This window comes from Streptomyces glaucescens, from assembly GCF_002154375.1.
GTDB lineage: Bacteria > Actinomycetota > Actinomycetes > Streptomycetales > Streptomycetaceae > Streptomyces > Streptomyces glaucescens.
This window is the reverse complement of record NZ_MUND01000231.1, coordinates 1-4006: the sequence shown is the minus strand read 5'-3', so window position 1 is coordinate 4006 and position 4006 is coordinate 1. Positions and strand designations below refer to the sequence as shown.

4 protein-coding genes are annotated in these 4006 nt (G+C 72.1%); 1 reads left to right on the top strand and 3 read right to left on the bottom strand.

Annotated elements, in window-relative coordinates:
* The coding region (locus tag CCN42_RS16845) for an outer membrane protein assembly factor BamB family protein (protein WP_158102097.1) at window positions 1-349 on the top strand (349 nt) is incomplete at its 5' end.
* 135 nt (window positions 350-484) lie between these two features.
* Here CCN42_RS16845 and ilvD read toward each other — a convergent pair.
* From ilvD to CCN42_RS16830, 3 genes are all read right to left on the bottom strand, one after another.
* On the bottom strand, window positions 485-2338 hold the full coding sequence (ilvD, locus tag CCN42_RS16840) for a dihydroxy-acid dehydratase (protein ID WP_086173283.1): 1854 nt from the start codon (window positions 2336-2338) through the stop codon (window positions 485-487).
* Window positions 2339-2492: 154 nt separating this feature from the next.
* Window positions 2493-3107 (bottom strand): TetR/AcrR family transcriptional regulator, encoded by a 615-nt coding sequence (locus CCN42_RS16835; RefSeq protein WP_086736644.1) that lies wholly within the window; start codon window positions 3105-3107, stop codon window positions 2493-2495.
* A complete protein-coding gene (locus CCN42_RS16830) occupies window positions 3104-3928 on the bottom strand; it encodes a sugar phosphate isomerase/epimerase family protein (RefSeq protein WP_086173285.1) in 825 nt (274 codons plus the stop codon). Before CCN42_RS16830 ends, CCN42_RS16835 begins: the two co-directional genes overlap by 4 nt.
* Window positions 3929-4006 lie beyond the last annotated feature (78 nt).

Below are 4006 nucleotides of genomic sequence, written 5' to 3'. Positions count from 1 at the left end.
CGCCGTGCACGGCGATGTGGTGTACGTGCTGGGGGCGGGCGGTTCGCTGGAGGCCTTCGACCTGGCGCGCGGGAAGCGGCTGTGGCATCTGGAGACGTCCGTGAGCCGGGGCTCGGCGCCGGTCGCCGACGGCCGCCAGGTGTACTTCAGCGCCGCCGACGGCCGGCTGATCGCCGTGGGCGCCCGGACCGGGGACCTGGTCGGGCAGACCCCGGCCCGGCTGGGCACGGGCTCGGACAAGGTCGCCGGTGAGGTGCCCGCGCCCGTGCTGGTGGGCACGCGCGTGTACGCCGCCGCGCCGGACGGCACGGTCTTCGGGGTGGACGGGCGGGACCCGGGCGCCTGGTGAGGCACCGGCCGGCCGCCGCTGCCATCCCCCGCTGTCACCGCCGTACGCGAGTGGCCCTCCCCCGCCGTCGCCGTCGTACGGCCGAGCGGCCGTCCCCCGCGGGGGACGGTCGCTCGGTGTACGCGGGGCGTGCGGTCAGCCCAGCCTGCTGACGTCGCGGACCGCGCCCTTGTCGGCGCTGGTGGCCATCGCGGCGTACGCGCGCAGGGCGGCCGAGACCTTGCGGTCGCGGTTCTTCGGGGCGTAGGCGCCGTTCAGGGCCAGCTCGCGGCGGGCCAGTTCGGCCTCGTCGACCAGCAGCTCGATCGAACGGTTCGGGATGTCGATGCGGATGCGGTCGCCGTCCTCGACGAGCGCGATGGTGCCGCCGGACGCCGCCTCCGGGGAGGCGTGGCCGATGGACAGGCCGGAGGTGCCGCCGGAGAACCGGCCGTCGGTGATCAGCGCGCAGGTCTTGCCGAGGCCGCGGCCCTTGAGGAAGGACGTCGGGTAGAGCATCTCCTGCATGCCGGGGCCGCCCTTGGGGCCCTCGTAGCGGATGACGACCACGTCGCCGTGGGTGATCTGCTTGTTCAGGATCTTCTCGACGGCCTCCTCCTGCGACTCGCAGACGACCGCCGGGCCCTCGAAGGTCCAGATCGACTCGTCGACGCCGGCCGTCTTCACCACGCAGCCGTCGACCGCGAGGTTGCCCTTGAGGACCGCGAGGCCGCCGTCCTTGGAGTAGGCGTGCTCGGCGGAGCGGATGCAGCCGTTCTCGGCGTCGGTGTCGAGTGCCTCCCAGCGCTCCGACTGGGAGAAGGCCTCGGCGGAGCGGACGCAGCCGGGGGCGGCGTGCCACAGCTCGACGGCCTCGGGGGACGGGGAGCCGCCGCGCACGTCCCAGGTCTTCAGCCAGTCCGACAGGGACGGGCTGTGCACGGCGTGCACGTCCTCGTTGAGCAGGCCCGCGCGGTGCAGCTCGCCGAGCAGGGCGGGGATGCCGCCCGCGCGGTGCACGTCCTCCATGTAGTAGGTGCGGTCCTTGGCGACGTTGGGCGCGACCTTGGCCAGGCACGGGACCCGGCGGGACACCGCGTCGATCTCCGTCAGGCCGAACGGGACGCCGGCCTCCTGGGCGGCGGCCAGCAGGTGCAGGATCGTGTTGGTGGAGCCGCCCATCGCGATGTCGAGGGCCATCGCGTTCTCGAAGGCGGCGAAGGTGGCGACATTGCGGGGCAGGACCGAGTCGTCGTCCTGCTCGTAGTAGCGGCGGGTGATGTCCATGACCGTGCGGGCGGCGTTCTCGTAGAGCGCGCGGCGGGCGGTGTGGGTGGCCAGGACCGACCCGTTGCCGGGGAGGGAGAGACCGATGGCCTCGGTCAGGCAGTTCATCGAGTTGGCGGTGAACATGCCCGAACAGGAGCCGCAGGTCGGACAGGCGTTCTCCTCGATGCGGAGGATGTCCTCGTCCGAGATCTTGTCGTTCACGGCGTCGGAGATCGCGTCGACCAGGTCGAGGGTGCGGACCGTGCCGTCGACCAGGGTGGCTCGGCCGGACTCCATGGGGCCGCCGGAGACGAAGACCGCGGGGATGTTGAGGCGCAGGGCCGCCATCAGCATGCCCGGGGTGATCTTGTCGCAGTTGGAGATGCAGACCAGGGCGTCGGCGCAGTGCGCCTCCACCATGTACTCCACGCTGTCCGCGATCAGGTCGCGGGAGGGCAGGCTGTAGAGCATGCCGCCGTGGCCCATCGCGATGCCGTCGTCGACGGCGATCGTGTTGAACTCGCGCGGAATGCCGCCCGCCTCCCTGATCGCCTCGCTGACGATCCGGCCGACCGGCTGGAGGTGGGTGTGGCCGGGGACGAACTCGGTGAAGCTGTTGGCGACCGCGATGATCGGCTTCCGGCCGATGTCCGCACCGGGTACACCGGAGGCGCGCATAAGGGCGCGGGCGCCCGCCATGTTGCGGCCGTGGGTGACTGTGCGGGACCTCAGCTCGGGCATCGTCGCTCGCTCCTTCAATGATCTCAGCCAGAGACTTCCGGGTGAGACAGAGAGTTCTGGATGAGTCGAGCGTACGCCGGGGGTACGACAGCCCGGGTGGAGTGTCCGGAATGCGGGACGGGCGTCTCAGAGATCAAGGGTCCCCGAGGCCGCGTCAGGGGTGGGTGAGGTGCCTCTGCACCACCGGTGCGACCCGCGCGACGATCACGTCCATGTCGGCCGACGCCAGCGGCTCCAGCTTGATCACGTAACGCATCATGGCGACGCCGACCAGCTGCGCGGCGGCCAGCTCGGCCCGCAGCTCGGCGTCCGGCTGGTCCAGCCGGCCCGCGACCCGGCGCAGCAGCTGGCTCGTGACCAGCCGGCGGAAGACGGCGGCGGCCACCTCGTTGTTGACGGCGGACCGCAGCACCGCCAGCAGCGGCGTCCGGGTGACCGGGTTCTCCCAGACCCCGAACAGGAACCGCGCGAACCGCTCGCCGACCTCGTCGGCCGGGCCCTCGAAGATCACGTCCGGTGCGCGGAGGGCGGGCGCGAAGACCGTCTCCACCGCCGCCTGGAAGACCTGCTCCTTCGTGCCGAAGTAGTGGTGCACCAGCGCCGAGTCCACTCCGGCCGCCTTGGCGATGCCCCGCACGGACGTCTTCTCGTAGCCGTGCTCGGAGAACTGCTCGCGGGCCGCCGCCAGGATGCGGTCCCGGGTGTCGCCCGCCGCGCCGGACTCCGCACGGCGGGGGCGGCCCCGGCGGCGGGCGGTCGCGCCGGTCATCGCCGGGGCACCCGCGCCGCGGAGGCCAGATGGAGCCGGGTGAAGGCCAGCGCCTCCGCCAGGTCGGCCTCGCGTTCGGCGCTCGACATGGCACGGCGGGTGTTGACCTCGATGACGACATGGCCGTCGAAGCCGGTCCGGGCCAGCCGCTCCAGCAGTTCCGCACAGGGCTGGGTACCGCGGCCGGGGACCAGGTGCTCGTCCTTGGCGGAGCCGTTGCCGTCGGCGAGGTGGATGTGGCCGAGCCGGTCGCCCATGCGGTCGATCATCCGCAGGGCGTCGGTGCGGGCGGTGGCGGTGTGGCTGAGGTCGATCGTGAAGTGCCGGTAGTCGTCCTTGGTGACGTCCCAGTCGGGGGCGTACGCCAGCATCTCGCGGTCGCGGTAGCGCCAGGGGTACATGTTCTCGACGGCGAACCGGACATCCGTCTCGTTCGCCATCCGCCAGATGCCGGCGACGAAGTCACGGGAGTACTGCCGCTGCCAGCGGAACGGCGGGTGCACGACGACCGTGCTCGCGCCGAGCTTCTCGGCCGCCGCGCGGGCGCGCTGGAGCTTGACCCAGGGGTCGGTGGACCAGACGCGCTGGGTGATCAGCAGGCAGGGGGCGTGCACGGCGAGGATCGGTACGTGGTGGTAGTCGCTGAGCCGGCGCAGTGCCTCGATGTCCTGACTGACCGGGTCGTTCCACACCATGACCTCGACCCCGTCGTAACCGAGGCGCGCGGCGATCTCGAAGGCCGTCGCCGTCGACTCCGGATAGACGGAAGCCGTCGAGAGGGCGACCTTCGCATCCGGGATGCGCACCACTGGTTCTGCCACGAAGGACAGGGTACGGGGCCTCGCTTGGCGCCGGGGGCGGAGTCGCCGTGCGCCGCCCGCGCGGGCGCGGCAATCGGC

Excerpts from the sequence above, each read along its gene's own strand:
- ilvD (WP_086173283.1), bottom strand. The coding sequence starts at position 2,338 with ATGCCCGAGCTGAGGTCCCGCACAGTCACCCACGGCCGCAACATGGCG.
- CCN42_RS16835 (WP_086736644.1), bottom strand. The coding sequence starts at position 3,107 with ATGACCGGCGCGACCGCCCGCCGCCGGGGCCGCCCCCGCCGTGCGGAG.